Below are 18592 nucleotides of genomic sequence, written 5' to 3'. Positions count from 1 at the left end.
AGGTTCCGACGGGCCCGACCGCGTCGCGAGGACCGCGGGTCAGCGGGTGAGCGCCCGCGACAGCAGGTCGGCCTGCTCGGAGGCGTGCCGCTTGGCCGAGCCCGCCGCGGGGGAGGCCGCGGACGGCCGCGAGACGACCCGCATGGACCGGCCCAGCTTCGGAGCGACCTCGAGGGCCATGAACGGCCAGGCGCCCTGGTTCTCGGGCTCGTCCTGCACCCAGACGAGCTCCGCGTCCGGGTAGCGCTCGGCGATGCCGCGCAGCTCCTCGATCGGCGCCGGGTAGTACTGCTCGACCCGGACCAGCGCGATGCCGTCGTCGGGCTTCTTCTCGAGCTCGGCCTTGAGGTCGTAGTGGACCTTGCCGGCGTGGAGCAGGACGCGCTTCACGGCGGAGGCGTCCTGGATCCGCGCGTCGTCGATCACCGGCTCGAAGCGGCCCGAGGTGAAGTCCTCGACCGGGCTCGAGGCTCCGCGCAGGCGCAGCATCGCCTTCGGGGTGAAGACGATCAGCGGGCGGCGCGGCCGGGAGTAGGCCTGTCGACGCAGCAGGTGGAAGTAGGACGCCGGGGTCGACGGGCGCGCGACGGTCATGTTCCGCTCCGCGCACATCTGCAGGTAGCGCTCGATCCGCGCCGACGAGTGGTCGGGGCCCTGGCCCTCGTAGCCGTGCGGGAGCAGGAGCACGAGCGACGAGCGCTGGCCCCACTTCTGCTCGGCGGAGGAGATGAACTCGTCGATCACGATCTGGGCGCCGTTCGCGAAGTCGCCGAACTGCGCCTCCCACAGCACGAGCGAGTCGGGCCGCTCGACCGAGTAGCCGTACTCGAACGCCATCGCCGCGTACTCCGAGAGCAGCGAGTCGTAGATCCACAGCCGGGCCTGCTGCTCGGACAGGTTCATCAGCGGCAGCCACTCCTGGCCGTTCTCGCGGTCGTGGAGGACCGCGTGGCGCTGGACGAACGTCCCGCGGCGCGTGTCCTGGCCGACGAGGCGCACCGGGGTGTCCTCGAGCAGGAGGGAGCCGAGCGCGAGCAGCTCGCCGAAGGCCCAGTCGATGGAGCCGGAACGGCTCATCTCCTGCCGCTTCGCCAGCAGCTGCTGGAGCTTGGGGTGCACGGTGAAGCCCTCGGGCGGAGTGGTGAACGCGTCGCCGATGCGGGTGACGACCTCGTTCTTCACTCCGGTCGCCTCCGGCTCGCCCGGATAGTCCTCGCCCTGCTGCGCATCGGGCAGCTCGAGGTCGGCCACGGAGTCGCCGTCGGCGCTGATCACGGGGATCGCACCCGTCTGCGCCGCGTGGGTCTCGGCGAAGGCGCGCTCCAGGCGGTCCTGGAAGTCCTGGTGCGCCCGGTCGTACTCCTCCTCGGTGATGTCGCCGCGACCGACGAGCGCCTCGGTGTACAGCTTGCGCACCGAGCGCTTGGCCTCGATCAGGCTGTACATCAGCGGCTGGGTCATCGAGGGGTCGTCGCCCTCGTTGTGCCCGCGCCGGCGGTAGCAGATCAGGTCGATGACCACGTCGCGGTTGAACCGCTGGCGGTACTCGAACGCGAGCTGGCCGACGTGCACGACGGCCTCGGGGTCGTCGCCGTTCACGTGGAAGATCGGCGCCTGGATCGTCTTCGCCATGTCGGTCGAGTAGATCGAGGTGCGGGCCTCGTGAGGGGGAGTCGTGAATCCGACCTGGTTGTTGATGTTGATGTGGATCGTGCCGCCGGTGCGGTACGCGCGCAGCTGCGACATCTGCAGGGTCTCGACCACCACGCCCTGGCCCGCCATCGCGGCGTCGCCGTGGACGAGGATCGGCAGCGTGGTGAAGGTGCCGATGGGCTTGCGGTCCTGCTTGGCGCGGACGATGCCCTCGAGCACGCCGTTCACGGCCTCGAGGTGCGAGGGGTTCGCCGCCAGGTAGACGGGGATCTCCTCGCCCGCGGCACCGCGGAACGTGCCCTCGGTGCCGAGGTGGTACTTCACGTCTCCGGAGCCCTGGACCGTGCGCGGGTCCTGGGTGCCCTCGAACTCGCGGAAGATCTGGCCGTAGGTCTTGCCGGCGATGTTGGTCAGCACGTTCAGGCGGCCGCGGTGGGCCATGCCGATCGCGACCTCGTCGAGGTGCTCGTCGGCCGCACCCTGCAGGACGGCGTCGAGCAGCGCGATGAGCGACTCCCCGCCCTCGAGCGAGAAGCGCTTCTGGCCCACGTACTTGGTCTGCAGGAAGGTCTCGAAGGCCTCGGCCTCGTTGAGCTTGCCGAGGATGCGCAGCTGCTCGTCGTGGCCCGGCTTCTCGTAGCCGCGCTCGAGCTTCTGCTGCATCCAGGCGCGCTGCTCCGGGTCCTGGATGTGCATGTACTCGACGCCGACGGTGCGGCAGTACGAGTCGCGGAGGATCCCGAGGATGTCGCGCAGCTTGAGCTGGCGCTTGCCGCCGAAGCCGTCCGTGACGAACTCGCGGTCGAGGTCCCAGAAGGTGAGTCCGTGGCTCTCGATGGCGAGGTCGGGGTGCGAGCGCTGCACGTACTCCAGCGGGTCGACGTCGGCCATCAGATGCCCGCGGACGCGGAACGAGTTGATGAGCTCCTGCACGCGGGCGGTCTTGGAGACGCGCTCGGCGAGGTCGACGGCGATGTCCGTGGACCAGTGGATCGGGTCGTAGGGGATGCGCAGCGCGGCGAAGATGTCCTCGTAGAAGCCGCGGCCGCCGAGCAGGAGCTCGTGCACGATCTTGAGGAACTCGCCCGAGCCGGCGCCCTGGATGACGCGGTGGTCGTAGGTCGAGGTCAGGGTGATGGTCTTGCCGATGCCCAGCTCGACCAGCGTCTTCTCGGACGCGCCCTGGAACTCCGCCGGGTACTCGAGGGCGCCGGCGCCGATGATGCAGCCCTGGCCCTTCATCAGGCGGGGGACGGAGTGGACCGTGCCGATCCCGCCGGGGTTCGTCAGCGAGAGAGTGGTGCCCGCGAAGTCGCCGGCGACCAGCTTGTTGCCGCGCGCGCGCTTGACCAGGTCCTCGTAGGCCGAGAGGTAGGCGGTGAAGCTCAGCGTGTCGGCGCGCTTGATGCTCGGCACGAGCAGCGCGCGGGTGCCGTCGGGCTTGGGCATGTCGATCGCGATGCCGAGGTTGACGTGCGCCGGGGCGACGACGGCGGGCTTGCCGTCGACCTCGTCGTAGAACACGTTCTGGCTCGGGAAGTCCTTGAGCGCGCGGATGAGCGCCCAGCCGATCAGGTGCGTGAACGAGACCTTGCCGCCGCGGGTGCGGCGCAGGTGGTTGTTGATGACGATGCGGTTGTCGATCATCAGCTTCGCCGGGATCGTGCGGACGCTCGTCGCGGTGGGGATGCTGAGGCTGGCGTCCATGTTGGTCGCGAGGCTCTTCGCCATGCCGCGGAGCGGGGTGACGACGTCCTCGTCCGGCGTCGACTCCTCGGCGGAGGGCCTGCTCACCGGAGCGTCGGCCGGGATCGGCTGCGCCTTCGGCTGCTTCGACGTGGTGCGGGAGGCGGGGGTCGACTCGGAGGAGGAGGCCGCGGCGGGATGGGTCACGGCGCCTCCGCCGCTCGACGAGACGCGCTCGGCGGCAGCGGCGGGCTTCGAGGGGGCGGGCGCGGGGGCCGCGGCGGCGGCCGGAGCCGGAGCGTCCTTGCCGGAGTTCGCGAGCTGGGCGCCGTAGCGCTCCAGGATGGGCCACCAGGACTCGTCCACCGAGGCGCGGTCGGCGCTGTACTGCTCGTACAGCTCCTCCACGAGCCACTCGTTGGCTCCGAAGTCCTCCGCGCCCTGCTCTGTTCCTGCTCCGGTCAACTGGCTCGACACAGCCGATCGCCCACTCTCTCCGTTGATTCGTCCTCGATCATCCGGACGGGCCCGTCGCATCCCTCGGCGCCTGCCACCGCGGCGGAGGAGTCCGTCCTCGCACCAGCGGGAACCGGTGCCGTCGCCTGGTCCCGTCCCGGTCGCCAAGCCTAGCCCCGTTCCCTGCACGGCCGACCCGGGGCCGCGCCGGAGTAGCGTCTCCCCCATGCGTTTCTCCGGCGGAACACCCTCAGGCGACCTCACCTACTCGGACGTCTTCCTCGTCCCCGGCCGCTCGTCGGTGACGAGCCGCCTCGACGTCTCGCTCGCCCCGGGCGACGGCACCGGGGCGACGATCCCCGTCGTCTCCTCCAACATGAACTCGGTCACCGGTCAGCGCCTCGCGGCGACGCTCGCGCGCCGGGGCGGCCTCGGCGTGCTCCCGCAGGACATGCCCCTTCAGGCGCTGGACGCCGCGATCCGCTGGGTGAAGCGCCAGCCGGTCGCCTTCTCCGGCGCCCTCACCGCCTCTCCGGCGACGACCGTGGAGGAGGCGCTGCGCATCCTGCCCGCCGTCGCCGGCCACGGCTTCGTGGTGCAGGAGGAGGGCGCCGCGATCCTCGGCTGCGTCCCGGCCTCGCGCCTGGCGACCGCGCTGCCGGACGCGCGCCTGGGCGACCTGGTGCACTCCGCCACCCCCTCGATCGACGCCGACGACGTGCCCACCGGGCGGGCCGCCTTCGACCTCATGGTCGCCGCCGACCTCGACTTCGCCCCGGTGCTGCACCACGGCGCCCTGGTCGGCACGCTGTCGCGCACCGGCGCCCTCCGCTCCACCGTCTACGACCCGGCGCTCGACGCGGACGGGCGTCTGCGGGTCGCGGCGGCGGTCGGCATCAACGGCGACGTCGAGGCGAAGGCGCGCGCGCTCGTCTCCGCGGGCGTCGACGTCCTCGTCCTCGACACCGCGCACGGCCACCAGGAGGGGATGCTCCGGGCGCTGCGGACGGTCTCCGCGCTCGATCTCGGAGTGCCGATCGCGGCGGGCAACGTCGTCACGGCCGACGCGGTGCACGACCTCGTCGACGCGGGAGCGGACATCCTCAAGGTCGGCGTGGGCCCCGGCGCGATGTGCACCACCCGGATGATGACCGCGGTCGGCCGCCCGCAGTTCTCGGCCGTCCTCGAGACGGCCGAGCGCGCGCACGAGCTGGGCGCCCACGTCTGGGCCGACGGCGGCGTGCGCTACCCGCGCGACGTCGCCCTCGCGCTGGCCGCGGGCGCCGCCTCCGTGATGATCGGCTCCTGGTTCGCCGGCACGATCGAGGCGCCGGGGGAGCTGCGCAGCGACGCGGCCGGCCGGGTCTACAAGGAGAGCTGGGGCATGGCCTCGGCCAAGGCGGTGCAGGAGCGGTTCGACCGCCTCGACGCCTACGAGTTGGCCCGCAAGCGCCTCTTCGCCGAGGGCATCTCCTCCTCCACCATCTACCTCGACCCGCTGCGGCCCTCGGTCGAGGACCTGCTCGACATGATCACCTCGGGGGTCCGCTCGTCCTTCACCTACGCCGGCGCCCGGAGCGTGGCCGACTTCCACGAGCGGGCGCACGTGGGCCTGCAGTCGGCGGCGGGCTACGAGGAGGGCAAGGCGCTGCCGGTCAGCTGGTGAGCGGGCGCCGCGTGCTAGAACCGAGCCCATGACCATCGTCGACAACGCCGTGTACGTCGACGGCCGCCGCATCCGGAACCCCGACTCGCTCGAGGACACCTTCGAGCTGATGCGCGACGAGCACGGCATGGCCTGGATCGGCCTCTACCGCCCGACGCGCGAGGAGGTCGAGGCGGTCGCCGAGGAGTTCGGACTCCACCCGCTCGCGGTCGAGGACGCGCTGAGCGGGCACCAGCGGGCCAAGCTCGAGCGCTACGACGACGGGCTCTTCGTGGTGCTGCGGCCGGCGCGCTACGCGGACGCCGCCGAGACCGTCGTCTTCGGCGAGCTGCACGTCTTCGTCGGCCCCGACTTCGTGGTCACCATCCGGCACGCCGACTCCCCGGACCTGGCCCGCGTGCGCCGCCGGCTGGAGGAGGATCCGGCCCTCCTCGCTCGGGGGCCCGAAGCGGTGCTCTACGCGATCCTCGACCAGGTCGTCGACGAGTACGCGCCGGTGGTGTTCGGCGTCCAGGGCGACGTGGACGAGATCGAGGACCAGCTCTTCGGCGACGACTCGGACGACGGGCTCTCGGAGCGCATCTACCGGCTCTCGCGCGAGGTCATCCACTTCCAGCGCTCGGTGCAGCCGCTGACCGCCCTGCTGCACGAGCTGCTGCAGGAGTCGACGCCCGTGGAGGGGGAGCCCTCGCCCTCGCCGGAGCGGATCGAGCTGCGCCGCTCCCTCCGGGACGTGCTCGACCACACCATCCGCGTGACGGAGGCGGTCGACTCCCTGCGCGCGATCCTCGACAAGGCGCTCACGGTGCACTCGACGCTCGTCTCGCGCCGGCAGACCGAGACCGGGCTCGCCCAGAACGACGTGGTCCGCAAGATCTCCTCGTGGGCGGCGATCCTCTTCGCTCCGACGCTGGTGGCCGGCATCTACGGGATGAACTTCGACGACATGCCGGAGCTGCACTGGCGGCTCGGCTACCCCTGGGCGCTGGGCCTGATGGTGCTGTTCGGCTTCGCGCTCTACGCGGTGTTCAAGCGGAAGAAGTGGCTCTGAGCCGCCGCGTCGGAGCACGCCCGACGGGGCTCCGCGGCGGGTAGACTCGGCGCCACAATGGACGACCCTCCCTCTGCGCATCCGGACCGTTCCGCTCGCTGCCGTGCTCCTCGGACTCCCGCTCGCCGCTCCGGTGCCGCCGCTCCGCCGGCCCGCACCGTCCGGCCCTCCTCGCACCTCCCTCTCGTGACCGGGGGCGCCCACCGTGGGAACTGAGTGGCTCCTCCTCGGGGTCGGCCTGCTGCTGACCCTGGGAACCGGCGTCTTCGTCGCCAGCGAGTTCGCGCTGGTGAACCTCGACCGGGCCGACCTCGAAGCCCGTCGCGACCGCGGCGAGACGCGCCTGGGCATGACGATCGCCGCCCTGCGCGTCACCTCCACGCACCTCTCGAGCGCGCAGCTGGGCATCACCCTCACGACGCTGCTCACCGGCTACACGATGGAGCCCGCCCTCTCGACGCTGCTCCAGGAGCCGTTCAGCGGACTCGGAATCCCGGAGGAGGCGCTCGCGCCGGTGATGACGGTGGTCGCCATCGTCATCGCGACCCTGCTGTCGATGATCCTCGGCGAGCTGGTCCCCAAGAACTTCGCCCTCGCCCTGCCGCGGGCGACCGCGAAGCTCGTCGTGCCGCTGCAGACCGCGTTCACGACGGTGTTCCGCCCGGCCGTCGCCCTGCTGAACGGCAGCGCGAACGCCCTGCTGCGCCTGGTCGGCATCGAGCCGAAGGAGGAGCTCTCGGGCGCCCGCAGCGCCGAGGAGCTCTCGAGCCTCGTGCGCCACTCCGCCAGCGCCGGACTGCTCGAGGAGGACACGGCCGACCTGCTCGGGCGCACCCTCCGCTTCTCCGCCCTCACCGCGGGCGACGTGATGACGCCGCGCCTGCGCCTGTCGACGGTCGAGCGCGCGAGCACCGCGCAGGACGTGCTCGACCTCGCCCGCACCACCGGGTTCTCGCGCTTCCCGATCACGGACGACGACATCGACGACATCGTCGGAGTCGTGCACGTCAAGCAGGCCGTCGCGGTGCCCCGCGGCAAGAGGTCCGACGTGCCCGTCACGGCGCTGCGCTCCGAGCCGCTCCGCGTCCCCGAGACCATGAAGCTCGACGTGCTGCTCACGGAGCTGCGCGGACGCGGCTTCCAGCTCGCGGTCGTCGTCGACGAGTACGGCGGGACGGCGGGCGTCGCCACGCTCGAGGACCTGGTCGAGGAGCTGGTCGGCGAGGTCGCCGACGAGCACGACCGCTCCCGGGCCGACGTCGTGAAGCTCCCCGGCTCCACCACCTTCCCCGGCATGCTCCGCCCCGACGAGGTCCTCGACCGCGCCGGCGTGCACATCCCCGAGGAGGGCCCCTACGAGACGGTCGCCGGATTCGTGATGAGCGAGCTCGGCCGCCTCCCCGCCGTCGGCGACCGGGTCGACGTCGAGGGCGGCTCGCTGCGCGTCGAGCGCCTGGACGGCCGCCGCATCGACCGCCTCCGCTTCACGCCCGACCCCGACGCGGATCCCGACGGGATCCCCGACCCGCTCGCCGACGTCGCCCGCGGGCACCGCGGCCGGAAGGAGTCCGACGATGAGTGACTGGGCCGGAATCGCCTGGCTCGTGGTGCTCCTCGCCGCGAACGCCTTCTTCGTCGGAGCGGAGTTCGCGGTCATCTCCGCGCGCCGCTCCCAGATCGAGCCCCTCGCGGAGAGCGGACGCCGCAGCGCGATCACCGCGCTCGCCGCGATGGAGCACGCCACCCTGATGCTCGCGACCACGCAGCTGGGCATCACCGTCTGCTCGCTGCTGATCCTCAACGTGAGCGAGCCGGCGATCCACCACCTGCTCGAGGTACCGCTGCACGCCGTCGGCGTCCCCGACGAGCTCTCCGGCACCGTCGCCTTCGTCATCACGCTGCTGATCGTGTCGTTCCTGCACGTGGTGCTCGGCGAGATGGTCCCCAAGAACATCTCGTTCTCGATGCCCGACCGCGCCGTGCTCCTCCTGGCGCCGCCGCTCGTCGCCATCGCCCGGGTCCTCCGCCCGATCATCGTCGCCCTCAACGCGATCTCGAACGGCGTGCTCCGCCTCTTCCAGGTGGAGCCCAAGGACGAGGCGAACAGCACCTTCACGCTCGAGGAGGTGCAGACGATCGTCGACCAGTCCACCCGCGAGGGCACCCTCCGCGACTCGACCGGGACCCTCCTCGCCGCGTTCGAGTTCACCGAGAAGAAGGTCCACGACGTGGCCCTGCCCCTCGACGGGATCGTCAGCCTCCCCAGCGGAGCGACCCCCGCCGACGTCGAGCGCGCCGTCGCCAAGCACGGCTTCTCGCGCTACGTGATCCTCGGCGAGGACGGCACCCCCGAGGGCTACATCCACCTCAAGGACGTCCTCGACCTCGACGGCGACACGGAGGGCGCCAAGTTCCGCCTCCCCGTCCCCGCCAAGCGCATCCGCCAGCTCGCCTCGATCTTCGAGGCCACCGACCTCGAGGACGCCCTCGCGATCATGCGGCGCACCGGCGCCCACCTCGCGCGGGCGTTCGACGAGCAGGGCCGCGCCACGGGAGTGCTGTTCCTCGAGGACATCATCGAGGAGCTCGTCGGCGAAGTCGACGACGCCACCCGCCGCTAGGCGCGGGCGCTGGAGGGGGCATTCGCGGCGTTGTCGTCGGGCGCGATACCGCCGGTATCGCTTCCTCCTCCGCCTTGCGACTGCCCCCTCCAGCACCCGCGCCACTCTGGAGCACGGGGGAGGGGGGGTGCGGCTGCGCCGGCACGGCGGGAGGGAGTGCGCGGACGGGGCGGGATCGCGGCGGGGCGTCCGGAGGGCGACGTAGGGTGGCGGGATGGGTGAGCGGGTCGGGACGGCGGAGGCGGCGCGGAGCATCAGGGTGCCGCGGGAGGACGACGACAAGTACACGCGCGGAGTGCTGGGGATCGCGACCGGGTCGGAGCGGTACCCGGGTGCGGCGGTGCTCGGCGTCGAGGCGGCGGTGCGGACGGGAGTCGGCATGGTCCGCTACTCCGGACCGGAGCGGCCCTCGGGCCTGGTGCTCGCCCGGCGGCCGGAGGTCGTGACCGCGGTGGGACGCGTGCAGGCCTGGCTCCTCGGCTCCGGCACCAGCGCCGAGGACCGCAGCGACGAGGAGCGTCGCACCCTGATCGAGCAGCTGCACTCGGGAGTCCCGGTGGTGCTCGACGCGGGAGCGCTCGACCTGATCGACGAGGCCGCCGGCCCGGTCGTCATCACGCCGCACTACCGCGAGCTCGCCGGAGTGCTCGGCCGAGCGGGCCTGGACGCGGGCGCCGCGACGATCGCGGAGGCCCCGGGGGAGTGGGCGCGCCGGGCGGCGGACCGCCTCGGAGTCTGCGTCCTCCTCAAGGGCGGGACCACGCACGTCGCCGCGGGCTCCGTCGAGCTCGAGGTCTCCGGATCCACGCCCTGGCTGGCGACCGCGGGCAGCGGCGACGTCCTGGGCGGGGTGCTCGGCGCCCTCCTCGCCGGTCGAGCCGCGGACGCCGAGGCGGCCGGGGAGACCCTGACCGCGGAGGATCTCGCCCCCCTGGCCGCCGCGGCCGCCGTCCTGCACGCGGAGGCCGGACGGAGCGCCTCCGCCGGCGGCCCGATCGCCGCGCTCGACATCGCCGAGCACCTGGCCGGAGTGGTCGCCGCACTCCTGCGCTGACACGCCCGTCGGACGAGCCCTGAACCGAACCGGGACCGCCGCCGTTGTCCTGGAGGAAGCGACGCCCGCGGCCCGGCTCACCGGCCCCGCACCGCCGCCTCATCGGCTGCTCGAAGCGAGCACCACTACCGTCGGATCCGCCGCGTCCGCCTTGACCAGGAGAACAGACATGACCGCGAAGACCACGACTCCCGCCCGCTACGCCCTGACCCTCCTCGCCGGCGCCGGCACCCTCGCCGCGCTCGCCGCCTGCTCCAGCACCACCACGACCGGGAGCGACGCCGCCGACGCGGCGACCACCACCGCTCCGAGCACCGCCACCAGCTCCGCCCCCGAGGCCACCGGCGCCGCGTCCTCCGCCGCGAGCGGCAGCAGCTACGCCGACGGCACCTACGAGGCAGAGGGCGCCTACACCTCGCCCGGAGGGAACGAGACGGTGGGCGTCTCGCTGACCCTCGCCGACGGCGTCGTCACCGACGTGACCGTGACCCCGGAGTCCGAGAACCCCACCGGCCAGCAGTACCAGTCGCGCTTCGCGGGCGGCATCGCGGGCGAGGTCGTCGGCAAGCAGCTCGACGAGCTGAAGGTCTCCAAGGTGTCGGGGTCCTCCCTCACCTCCGGCGGCTTCAACGACGCCGTCGAGACCATCAAGGCCGATGCCACGGCCTGACGCCCCGACGGTCCTCGGCCACGCATGGCGGTTCGACGCGATCGGCACCGGCTGGCAGATCGACACCGCCGAGCGGCTCGGGCCCTCCCGCCGCGCGCGGGTCGAGACGCGGATCGCGGAGTACGACCGCACCTGGTCGCGGTTCCGCGACGACTCCGCCGTCTCGCAGCTGCGGGTCGGCGGCGAGCGCGTCTTCCCCGACGAGGCGGTCGATCTCTTCGCGCTGTACGACGTCCTCGACGAGCTGACCGGCGGGGCGGTCACCCCCTTCGTCGGCGGCCCGCTCGAGCAACTCGGCTACGACTCCGCGTACACCCTCGTCCCGCGCGGACCCGCGGTCCCCGCTCCCTCCTGGGCCTCAGCCCGTCGCGGGGCGGCGGGACTGCGGGTCGAGCCGGGCACCGTCGTCGACGTCGGCGCTGCGGGCAAGGGCCAGCTCGTCGACCTCGTCCTCGAGGAGCTCGCCGGAGCCGGGCCCGCCCTCGTCGACGCGAGCGGCGACCTCCGGGGCATCGGAGCCGGACCCGTCCGGGTCGGCCTCGAGCACCCGTGGGACCCGAGCAGCGCACTGGGAGTGGCGGTGCCCGGCGAGCGCGCGCTCTGCGGCTCGGCGAGCAACCGCCGCGCCTGGGGCAGCGGCCTCCACCACGTCCTCGACGGGCGGACCGGCGCTCCGGTCGAGAGCATCGTCGCCGCCTGGGCGGTGGCCGACACGGCCCTCGTCGCCGACGGGCTCGCGACAGCGCTGTTCGTCTGCCCGCCCGAGATCCTCGCCGAGCGCTTCGACTTCGAGTTCGTCCGCGTCCGCAGCGACGGCACCCTCCACTACTCGCCTTCCTTCCCCGGAGAGGTCTTCCGATGATCGGCACCTTCGACCGCGCCCTCGGCCGCGTCACCACCTACCGGCTGGTCTGGATGACGCTCGCCGCGCTCCTGCTCGTCGCCGTCGGCTTCGCCGCAGCCGGCCTGATCTTCTCGACGCCGCTCGAGATCCTCGGCACGACGCTGGTCGCCGTCGCCTCGACGGCCCTGGTCAGCGCGGTCCTCGCGAGGCTGTTCCGGAGCCGCGCGCACCTGGAGTCCTCGCTCGTCACCGGTCTGCTGATCGCCTGCCTGCTCTTCCCGACGGCGGATCCCCGGGGGCTCGCCGTGATCGCGCTCGTCGGCGCGATCGCCGCTGCGTCCAAGTACGTCCTCGCCTGGCGGGGCCGCCACCTCTTCAACCCGGCCGCGGTCGCCGTGCTGATCATCGGCTTCACCGGACTCAACGCCGGAGCCTGGTGGATCGCCAGTGGCGCGATCTGGCCGTTCGTCGTCGTGGGCTCCCTCCTGATCGTGGCGCGGGTCCGCCGCTGGGCGGTCTTCGCCGTCTTCGTGCTCGTCGCGGGCGGAGTCTCGGTGCAGCAGGCAGTGCAGAACGGCCAGGACCTCGGAGCCGCGGCGGCCCTGGTCCTCACGGCCTACCCGTTCGTCTTCGCGGGCGCCTTCATGCTGACGGAGCCGCTCACGCTCGCGCCGCGCCGCTCGCAGCAGCTGATCATCGCGGTCGTCGCAGCGCTCGTGGCGAGCGTCCCGTTCCACGTCGGCGTGATCTCCGCCACCCCGGAGCTGGGCCTCGTGGTCGGCAACGCCCTCGCCTTCGCCTTCGCGTTCCGCCAGCGCCGCCGGCACACGCTCGAGCTCGCCTCGACCCGCGTGCTGACGCCGGGCATCGCGGAGTACCGCTTCCGCTCCCGCTCGCCGCTGACCTTCGAGCCCGGTCAGTGGCTCGAGCTCGACCTGCCGCACCGCGCCGACAGCCGGGGCAGCCGACGCACCTTCTCGGTCTCCTCCGCTCCGTCCGACGGCGAGATCGCGATCGCCCTGCGGATGCCGGAGAAGGCGAGCAGCTTCAAGCGCGCCCTCGCCGCGCTGGAGCCCGGCGACTCGCTCCGGGCGACGAGCGTCGGCGGCGACTTCGTCCTGCCGGACGACGCCTCCGTGCCGCTGCTGCTGGTGGCGGGCGGCATCGGGATCACCCCGTTCGCCAGCCAGCTGCGCTCGCTCGCCGACGGTCCGCGGCGCGACGTCGTCGTCGTGGTCGCCGCACCGAGCCTCGCCGACGTCGCCTACCGCGACCTGCTGCAGGAGTCGGGTGCCCGGGTCGTGCTCTGCTCGAAGGAGGCGCCGACCGAGCTGCCTGCAGGGTGGTCGCACGTGACCGGACGACTGAGCGCCGAGCTGCTCGCGGACGCGGTGCCCGACGCCGGACGGCGGGTGGGCTACGTCTCCGGGTCGCCGTCGTTCGTCGACTCGGTCCGCGGCGCCCTGCGCGGTGCCGGGGCGAAGCGGATCCGCACCGACGCGTTCGCCGGGTACTGAGGATCCGCGGGCACTGAGGATCCGCGGGCACTGAGGGTCCGCCGGGTACCGACTCCCGCCGGGGTGCTGATGCCCGACGGGAGCGGCGCTCTCAGGCGGGCTCAGGTGCTGCCAGGGTCCCGTTCAGCGGCCCCTCTACAATGACGCGGTGCCGTCCTCCCCTCCTCGAGCGTCCTCCCGCCCCCTCGCGCGGCTGCGCGAGAACCGCGACTCCGTCGCCGTGCTCTGGGGCGCCTTCGCGCTGGTGCACGTGGTGCTCTCCCTCCTGGCGCTGTTCGCTCCGGGTCTGCCGATGGGCGACGTCAGCATCGTCTACAAGGAGTGGATGAGGACCGCCGTCGAGGGCGGCGGCATCGCCGGGATCGACACGGGCTGGGTCTACCCGATCCTCGCCTGGGGCCCGATCGCCGCCTCCTGGCTCTTCGGCTCGGCCGGCTACGACCTGATGTGGCTCGTCCTCGTCGCGATCGCCGACGCCGCCGCCTTCGCCCTGCTGCTGCGCGGCCGGTCGGCACCGCGCCTCGCCGCGGCGCGCTGGTGGCTGCTGTTCCTCGTCCTCCTCGGGCCGATCGCGATCGGCCGCATCGACGCCTTCACCGCGCCGCCGGCCATCGCCGGGATGCTCTGGGCGGCGACCCGTCCGGGCGTCGCGGCACTCCTGCTGACCGTCGCCACCTGGATCAAGGTGTGGCCTGCCGCGATCCTCGCCGCCGCCGTGCTGGTCCTGCGCGGACGACTCCGGATGATCCTCGTCCCCGCCGTCGCCTCCGTGATCATCGTGCTCGCGGTCGTCCTCGTCGGCGGCGGGGACCAGGTCTTCAGCTTCGTCACCGATCAGACGGATCGGGGCCTCCAGATCGAGGCCGTCGTGAGCACCCCCTGGATGTGGCTGTCGGTCCTCCCGGGATCGGGGAGCTACGTCTACTACGCCGCCGACATCAACACCTTCGAGATGCACGGCCCCGGCACCGAGACCGCCGCGAGCCTGATGACCCCGCTGCTCGCTCTGGCCATGCTCGGCGTGGCCCTGCTGGGTGCCCGTGCTCTCGCCCGTCGGGCGGACCCCGCCAGGCTGTTCCCGCTGCTCGCGCTGACCTTCGTGGTCGTGTTCATCGACACCAACAAGGTGCTCTCGCCGCAGTACATCGTGTGGCTCGCGCCGCCCGTCATCGCCGGGCTGATCGCGTGCCGCGACGGCGCGTTCGACCGGCCCGCCAAGCTGACGCTCGTCACCGCTGCTCTGACCCAGGTGGTCTACCCGTACCTCTACCTCTTCCTCCTCTGGTCGCACTGGTGGATGGTGCTCGTGCTGACGGTGCGGAACGTCCTGCTCGTGGTGCTGCTCGGCTGGCTGCTGCGCGAGCTGTGGCGGATGGGGACGGCGCGGGTCGTCGCATCCGGCGTCACGACTCCCGCATCGTCGCTGACCGGGGAGACCCGCCTGGCGCCCCAGGGCTCGTAGGCTCGGAGGGCGCGGGGCCGGCACGCGGCACGCGCAGTCAAGGAGGCTCCCATGCTCGTCGCATTCTCGGTCGCACCGTCCGGGGGCGAGGCGCCCGACGCGTCCGTCCACGACGCGGTCGCCGCCGCCGTCCGCATCGTCCGGGAGAGTGGCCTTCCGTCGCGGACGACCTCGATGTTCACCGAGATCGAGGGGGAGTGGGACGAGGTCTTCGACGTCGTCAAACGCGCCACGGAGGCCGTCGGAGCGTTCGGGACGCGCGTGTCGCTCGTCCTGAAGGCGGACATCCGCCCCGGCTACTCGGGCGAGATCGACGGCAAGATCGCCCGGCTGAACGACGCGCTGGGGGAGTAGCGGGTTCCCGCCGCGACCTCTCGCGCCCGGAAAGGCTCGAATCGATTCGACATCCGCTCGATCCTGAGTAGCCTTGACCGGTGACGCTCTCGCCTGCTCGGACCCGACTCGCCCTGCTCGCCCTCGCGATGGGGGGCTTCGGCATCGGCTCGACCGAGTTCGTCGCGATGGGGCTCCTCCCGCAGCTCGCCGCCGACCTCCTCCCCGGGGTCTGGGCCGCGAGCCAGGAGCAGGCCGTCTCGCAGGCCGGGATGCTGATCTCGGCCTACGCGCTCGGCGTCGTGGTCGGTGCCCCCACCATCGCCGCCGCCGCGGCGCGCTGGCCGCGCAAGAGGCTCCTCCTGACCCTCCTGGTCGCCTTCACCGTCGGGACGATCGGCTCGGCGCTGCTGCCGAGCTTCCCGCTCGTCCTCGCCGCGCGCTTCGTCGCCGCGCTCCCGCACGGCGCCTATTTCGGCATCGCCTCCCTGGTCGCCGCCGACCTGATGGGTCCCGGCAAGCGCGGCAAGGGAGTCGCGTTCGTCCTCTCCGGGCTCACGATCGCGAACGTCGTCGGCGTGCCCGCGATCACCTGGGTCGGGCAGGTGGCCGGCTGGCGCAGCGCCTACCTCGTGGTCGCGGTGCTCTTCGCGCTGACCGTCGTGGCCGTCCAGCTGCTGGTGCCCGCGCAGCCCGGGAATCCGGCGGCGACCGTTCGCAACGAGCTGCGGGCATTCGGGCGCCTGCAGGTCTGGATGACCCTCCTCGTCGGCGCCATCGGCTTCGGCGGACTCTTCGCGATGTACAGCTACATCTCGCCGCTCGCGACCGAGGTGACGGGTCTGCCGCTGGGCGCGGTCCCGTGGATCCTGGTCGTCATCGGCCTCGGGATGACCGTCGGCAACCTCGTCGGCGGCTGGGCCGCCGACCGCGACGTGCGGCGGGCGCTGGTGGTGTTCTTCGCCGGCGTCGGCGTCTCGCTGATCGGGCTCGCACTGTCGGCCTCGTCGGTCGTCGGCCTGGTGGTGTTCGCGTTCCTCTCGGCGGGCTTCTCGGCGGCCGCGTCGCCCGCGATCCAGACCCGGCTGATGGACGTGGCGCGGGACAGTCAGACGATCGCGGCCGCGCTCAACCACTCCGCCCTCAACATCGGCAACTCGGTGGGCGCCGCGCTCGGCGGCCTGACGATCGCCGCCGGACTCGGCTACCTGTCGCCCATCTGGGTCGGCGTCGGCCTGACCGCGGCGGGCATCGTGCTCGCTCTCGGCAGCATCGCGATCGACCGCGCGCGCGGCACGGTCTACCCGGTCCACCGCGAGTCGGCTCGGCCGGACACCGACGGCGTCCCGGTCGACGCTCTGTGAGCCGCGGCGCGGCCCGGGCCTCTGGAAGACTCGCGGCATGCGCGCCGTCAGCTACTCGTCCTTCTCCGCTCTCCCCGCGATCGTCGAGGTCCCGGAGCCCGTCTGCCCCGTCGACGGCGTCGTCGTCCGCGTCGCGGCGACCGGGGTCTGCCGGAGCGACTGGCACGCGTGGAAGGGGCACGACGACTCGGTCGTCCTGCCGCAGATCCCCGGGCACGAGTTCGCCGGGACGGTGATCGCGACGGGCGGCGAGGTGTCGCTCTTCGACGTCGGCGACCGGGTCACGGCGCCGTTCGTGTTCGCCTGCGGCGACTGCGAGCAGTGCCGGGAGGGGGCGACGCAGGTGTGCCTCCGCCAGCAGCAGCCGGGGTTCACGCTCGACGGGTCGTTCGCCGAGGCGGTGGTCGTGCCGGGTGCGGACCTGAACCTGGTGCGCCTGCCCGACTCCGTCGGCTTCGTCGAGGCGGCCGGCCTCGGCTGCCGGTTCGGGACCGCGTACCACGCCCTGCACGAGCGCGGCCGGGTCGCCCCGGGGGAGTGGGTCGCGGTGCTGGGCTGCGGCGGGGTGGGCCTCTCCGCGGTGATCGTCGCGCTCGCGGCCGGAGCCCGGGTGGTGGCGTCGGACGTCTCCGCTCCGGCGCGGGAGGCCGCGGCCGCGCTCGGGGCGGTGACGGTCCTCGGAGGCGAGGGCGCCGCCGAGGCGATCCGAGCGGCGACCGGAGGAGGAGCGCATCTGGCGATCGACGCCGTCGGCAGCAGGGTCACGGCGGAGGCGTCGATCGCCGCCCTGCGTCCGCGGGGCCGGCACGTGCAGGTGGGTCTGCTCCTCGGCCCCGACGCGGCACCGGCGATCCCGCTCGGGCGGGTCATCGCCCAGGAGCTGGAGCTGCTGGGCAGCCACGGTATCGCCCGGAGCGGCTACACCGCCCTCCTCGACGACATCGTCGCCGGCCGTCTGCGCCCGGCCGACTCCGTCGGCCGCACCATCGCCTTCGAGGACCTGCCCGCCGCCCTCGCCGCGATGGACGCCCCCGCCGTCGCCCCCGGCATGACGGTCGCCGTCCTCGGCCCCTGACGGACGTGGTCCGGGGTCTCGATACGCCGCGTCCCGCGGCTACTCGACCGGCATGATCGAAAGGCGCGCTCTCCCCTGCGCGACGGCAGGAGGGTGCGTGCCCAGCGCCCTCGTAGAGCCCGCCGACAGCGATCCGCGTTCGAGCGGATCGATGCCGGGCGACGTCCCTCGCTCTGCGGAACGCACCACGTCGTGGAGCCGACCGCGCCGCGGCGGGCGGGGACCGCCGCGGAAGACGACGCAGCCCGCGTGCCAGCGGATCACTGCCGGGCGACGCACCCCGCTCTGCGGAACGCACCACGTCGTGGAGCCGACCGCGCTGCGGCGGGCAGGGACCGCCGCGCCCTCGCAGAGCCCGCTGACAGCGATCCGCGTGCCAGCGGATCGATGCCGGGCGACGCACCCCGCTCTGCGGAACGCACCACGTCGTGGAGCCGACCGCGCCGCGGCGGGCAGGGACCGCCGCGGAAGACGACTCAGTCCGTCTCGATGAGGATCCCGTCGTGGATGGCGCGCTTGCGCAGAGCCACCTTCGTGCCGACGTCGATGCCGACGACGCGGTACTTCTCGCGGATCCGCTTGAGGTACGACTTCGCCGTCTCCTCCGAGATGCCCAGCTCGAACGCGACCGATTTCACCGGCTCGCCGCCGCCGTAGAGGGCCATCACACGGCGCTCCTGCGCGCTGAGCTTCGGGGCTCCGTCGGAGTCGCCGGTGGAGAGCGCCATGTCGAGCTCGTGGGAGATGTAGGAGTGGCCGTCCTTGGCCGCGCGGATCGCCTCGACGATCATGTCCGCGTCCTCGGTCTTCACCAGGTAGCCGAGGGCTCCGGAGGCGAGCGCCTCGCGGACCACGGCGGGCTCGGAGTAGGTGCTCATCAGCACGGTCTTCACGCCGGTGGTCTTGAGGGTCGAGAGCTTCACCGAGATCGGGATGTTGTCCTTGAGGTCGAGGTCGAGGAGGACGACGTCGACGGGGAACTCGGGGTGCGTGAGCAGCTCGGGCCAGGAGGCGACCGCGGCCACCAGCTGGATGTCGGAGGCGGCTCCGCGGATCCACTCCGTGAGCGCCCCGAGGAGCATCTTGTGGTCGTCCACGACCGCGAGAGTGATCTTCGCGTCAGCGGTGGGTGTCATCGGT

14 protein-coding genes are annotated in these 18592 nt (G+C 72.7%); 12 read left to right on the top strand and 2 right to left on the bottom strand.

What is annotated here, in order from left to right; all coding sequences use genetic code 11:
• Positions 1-39 precede the first annotated feature (39 nt).
• The gene (locus C5D08_RS00195; protein WP_181110312.1) at positions 40-3816 is read right to left on the bottom strand and encodes a multifunctional oxoglutarate decarboxylase/oxoglutarate dehydrogenase thiamine pyrophosphate-binding subunit/dihydrolipoyllysine-residue succinyltransferase subunit; all 3777 of its coding nucleotides are present in this window, start codon (positions 3814-3816) and stop codon (positions 40-42) included.
• 205 nt (positions 3817-4021) lie between these two features.
• On the opposite strand from C5D08_RS00195, the gene C5D08_RS00190 reads away from it, so the two are divergent.
• From C5D08_RS00190 to C5D08_RS00135, 12 genes are all read left to right on the top strand, one after another.
• The gene (locus C5D08_RS00190) at positions 4022-5461 is read left to right on the top strand and encodes a GuaB1 family IMP dehydrogenase-related protein (protein WP_104275287.1); all 1440 of its coding nucleotides are present in this window, start codon (positions 4022-4024) and stop codon (positions 5459-5461) included.
• A gap of 28 nt (positions 5462-5489) precedes the next feature.
• The gene (gene corA, locus C5D08_RS00185) at positions 5490-6512 is read left to right on the top strand and encodes a magnesium/cobalt transporter CorA (RefSeq protein ID WP_104224113.1); all 1023 of its coding nucleotides are present in this window, start codon (positions 5490-5492) and stop codon (positions 6510-6512) included.
• Between the two features lie 205 nt (positions 6513-6717).
• Positions 6718-8094 carry a hemolysin family protein gene (locus C5D08_RS00180; RefSeq protein ID WP_104225499.1) on the top strand — a complete coding sequence of 459 codons (1377 nt, stop codon included), beginning with the start codon at positions 6718-6720 and terminating at the stop codon, positions 8092-8094.
• Entirely contained in the window at positions 8087-9133 is a 1047-nt protein-coding gene (locus tag C5D08_RS00175) for a hemolysin family protein (RefSeq protein WP_104275286.1), read from the top strand. The genes C5D08_RS00180 and C5D08_RS00175 overlap by 8 nt, the downstream gene beginning before the upstream one ends.
• Before the next feature lie 214 nt (positions 9134-9347).
• Positions 9348-10187 (top strand): ADP/ATP-dependent (S)-NAD(P)H-hydrate dehydratase, encoded by an 840-nt coding sequence (locus tag C5D08_RS00170; protein ID WP_104275285.1) that lies wholly within the window; start codon positions 9348-9350, stop codon positions 10185-10187.
• Positions 10188-10356: 169 nt separating this feature from the next.
• Positions 10357-10857 carry an FMN-binding protein gene (locus C5D08_RS00165; RefSeq protein ID WP_104275284.1) on the top strand — a complete coding sequence of 167 codons (501 nt, stop codon included), beginning with the start codon at positions 10357-10359 and terminating at the stop codon, positions 10855-10857.
• Positions 10844-11719, top strand: coding sequence for an FAD:protein FMN transferase (locus C5D08_RS00160; RefSeq protein ID WP_104275283.1), 876 nt, complete (start codon positions 10844-10846; stop codon positions 11717-11719). Before C5D08_RS00165 ends, C5D08_RS00160 begins: the two co-directional genes overlap by 14 nt.
• Positions 11716-13218 (top strand): oxidoreductase, encoded by a 1503-nt coding sequence (locus C5D08_RS00155; protein ID WP_104275282.1) that lies wholly within the window; start codon positions 11716-11718, stop codon positions 13216-13218. The genes C5D08_RS00160 and C5D08_RS00155 overlap by 4 nt, the downstream gene beginning before the upstream one ends.
• Before the next feature lie 148 nt (positions 13219-13366).
• Positions 13367-14680: a glycosyltransferase 87 family protein gene (locus C5D08_RS00150; protein WP_104275281.1), complete on the top strand. Its 1314-nt coding sequence runs from the start codon at positions 13367-13369 to the stop codon at positions 14678-14680.
• A 51-nt stretch (positions 14681-14731) separates the two neighbouring features.
• On the top strand, positions 14732-15034 hold the full coding sequence (locus C5D08_RS00145) for a thiamine-binding protein (protein WP_104224449.1): 303 nt from the start codon (positions 14732-14734) through the stop codon (positions 15032-15034).
• 128 nt (positions 15035-15162) lie between these two features.
• Positions 15163-16377 carry an MFS transporter gene (locus C5D08_RS00140; protein ID WP_104275408.1) on the top strand — a complete coding sequence of 405 codons (1215 nt, stop codon included), beginning with the start codon at positions 15163-15165 and terminating at the stop codon, positions 16375-16377.
• Between the two features lie 37 nt (positions 16378-16414).
• The gene (locus C5D08_RS00135) at positions 16415-17452 is read left to right on the top strand and encodes an alcohol dehydrogenase catalytic domain-containing protein (protein WP_104275280.1); all 1038 of its coding nucleotides are present in this window, start codon (positions 16415-16417) and stop codon (positions 17450-17452) included.
• A 476-nt stretch (positions 17453-17928) separates the two neighbouring features.
• Here the strand turns inward: C5D08_RS00135 and C5D08_RS00130 are convergent, their stop codons facing one another.
• Positions 17929-18588, bottom strand: a complete 660-nt coding sequence (locus C5D08_RS00130; protein WP_104224447.1) for a response regulator — start codon at positions 18586-18588, stop codon at positions 17929-17931.
• Positions 18589-18592 lie beyond the last annotated feature (4 nt).

Source organism: Rathayibacter sp. AY1B6, from assembly GCF_002932755.1.
Lineage (GTDB): Bacteria > Actinomycetota > Actinomycetes > Actinomycetales > Microbacteriaceae > Rathayibacter.
This window is presented reverse-complemented; position numbering and strand designations above follow the sequence as displayed.

Excerpts from the sequence above, each read along its gene's own strand:
- C5D08_RS00190 (WP_104275287.1), top strand. The coding sequence starts at position 4,022 with ATGCGTTTCTCCGGCGGAACACCCTCAGGCGACCTCACCTACTCGGAC.
- C5D08_RS00140 (WP_104275408.1), top strand. The coding sequence starts at position 15,163 with ATGGGGGGCTTCGGCATCGGCTCGACCGAGTTCGTCGCGATGGGGCTC.
- C5D08_RS00130 (WP_104224447.1), bottom strand. The coding sequence starts at position 18,588 with ATGACACCCACCGCTGACGCGAAGATCACTCTCGCGGTCGTGGACGAC.
- C5D08_RS00145 (WP_104224449.1), top strand. The coding sequence starts at position 14,732 with ATGCTCGTCGCATTCTCGGTCGCACCGTCCGGGGGCGAGGCGCCCGAC.
- C5D08_RS00160 (WP_104275283.1), top strand. The coding sequence starts at position 10,844 with ATGCCACGGCCTGACGCCCCGACGGTCCTCGGCCACGCATGGCGGTTC.
- C5D08_RS00175 (WP_104275286.1), top strand. The coding sequence starts at position 8,087 with ATGAGTGACTGGGCCGGAATCGCCTGGCTCGTGGTGCTCCTCGCCGCG.
- C5D08_RS00135 (WP_104275280.1), top strand. The coding sequence starts at position 16,415 with ATGCGCGCCGTCAGCTACTCGTCCTTCTCCGCTCTCCCCGCGATCGTC.
- C5D08_RS00165 (WP_104275284.1), top strand. The coding sequence starts at position 10,357 with ATGACCGCGAAGACCACGACTCCCGCCCGCTACGCCCTGACCCTCCTC.
- corA (WP_104224113.1), top strand. The coding sequence starts at position 5,490 with ATGACCATCGTCGACAACGCCGTGTACGTCGACGGCCGCCGCATCCGG.
- C5D08_RS00170 (WP_104275285.1), top strand. The coding sequence starts at position 9,348 with ATGGGTGAGCGGGTCGGGACGGCGGAGGCGGCGCGGAGCATCAGGGTG.
- C5D08_RS00155 (WP_104275282.1), top strand. The coding sequence starts at position 11,716 with ATGATCGGCACCTTCGACCGCGCCCTCGGCCGCGTCACCACCTACCGG.